Consider the following 1,087-nt stretch of genomic DNA (forward strand, 5'->3'; position numbering starts at 1 on the left):
GCGCCGCGAAGCGAGCTGACGTTGTCGTCTTCGGTCGAGTCGAAGGTTCCCGCGGCCTGTTTGATCTGCTCGCAGATGTCGGTCAGAGCTGTGTCCAACTTCAGGGCCGCGCTGTTGTATCGCTCCATGATTCCTGCGTATTCGACCTGCGCCGCACCGTTCCACGAATTGTGCGAAGCGTCGGCCTCCGACCGAACAGCGTTGACCAGCCCCCTGATGTCACCGAGATGTCCGTCGATGGTCCCCGCCGAATCGATCAATTCAGCGGTAGTTGCGGTAAAGCCCATGTCGTCCCCCTGGATTCGGTGAGTACCGTTCGGTATCGGCGATCACACACAACGGGCTTGGTCCGTCGGATGTGCACCGGGGTCGAGCGGAACTCCCTGATGTGCGCTACACATACCTTTGACGCGACCTCCGTACCAACGGTTCCGGCCCGACCGAAGAATATTTTCAGAACCGACCGATCCGGTCACGGTGTGAATTCGACCGACTGCCACATCCGCAGGCAGTCCGCTTCGAGACTGCCCCACTCACCGATCAGATACTGGCAGCCGATACTCACTTGCCGTCCGTTGTCGACGTACACGTGCCAACGCACCTCGGAGAAATCGTCCGGAAACTCGACGTACACCACTGCCCGTTTTCCTGCGGCATCGTCGAGCACAGCAAACTCTGCGAACCGCAATGGGTCCTCGAACGTCGAAAACTGCTGACGCAAAACAGCTTCGACGGAATCGAATCCCACACCTTCCGCAAGACGTTTCTCGATGACCACGATCTTGCGATCCGCACCCGAACCGGGTACCAAATCGGTACGCCTGCTCGAGGTCCCTCGCGACAGAAGCTTCCAATCGGAAGGCACTTCTGCCGCAACGCTTCCCACGTCCACACGAGTAAGTTCCGGCGTGGCCCCGGACTCGATCGACGAGATCGAAGTCTTCGGTGCAGGCGTTTCCTGCTCTTTCGACGCCTCCACGATCTCTACTTCGTCTTCCGCCGTGGCTGCGACCGACCTCGTCAACCGAGAATCGTTTCGATCGCGAGTGGACACCACGACCGTTCCTGCGACCGCACCGGCGACGGC

Annotated in this window: 2 protein-coding genes; both read right to left on the bottom strand. The window is 59.9% G+C overall.

The genetic code is table 11. The features are described 5' to 3' along the window. A partial coding sequence (locus A2J01_RS06115; RefSeq protein WP_064112320.1) for a WXG100 family type VII secretion target occupies positions 1 to 287 on the bottom strand: 287 nt, incomplete at its 3' end. Between the two features lie 185 nt (positions 288 to 472). Beyond that, positions 473 to 1,087, bottom strand: a 615-nt coding sequence (locus A2J01_RS06120; protein WP_064112321.1) for a type VII secretion-associated protein, incomplete at its 5' end; no start/stop codon positions are given.

It is taken from the genome of Rhodococcus sp. EPR-134 (assembly GCF_001647205.1).
GTDB lineage: Bacteria > Actinomycetota > Actinomycetes > Mycobacteriales > Mycobacteriaceae > Rhodococcus_F > Rhodococcus_F qingshengii.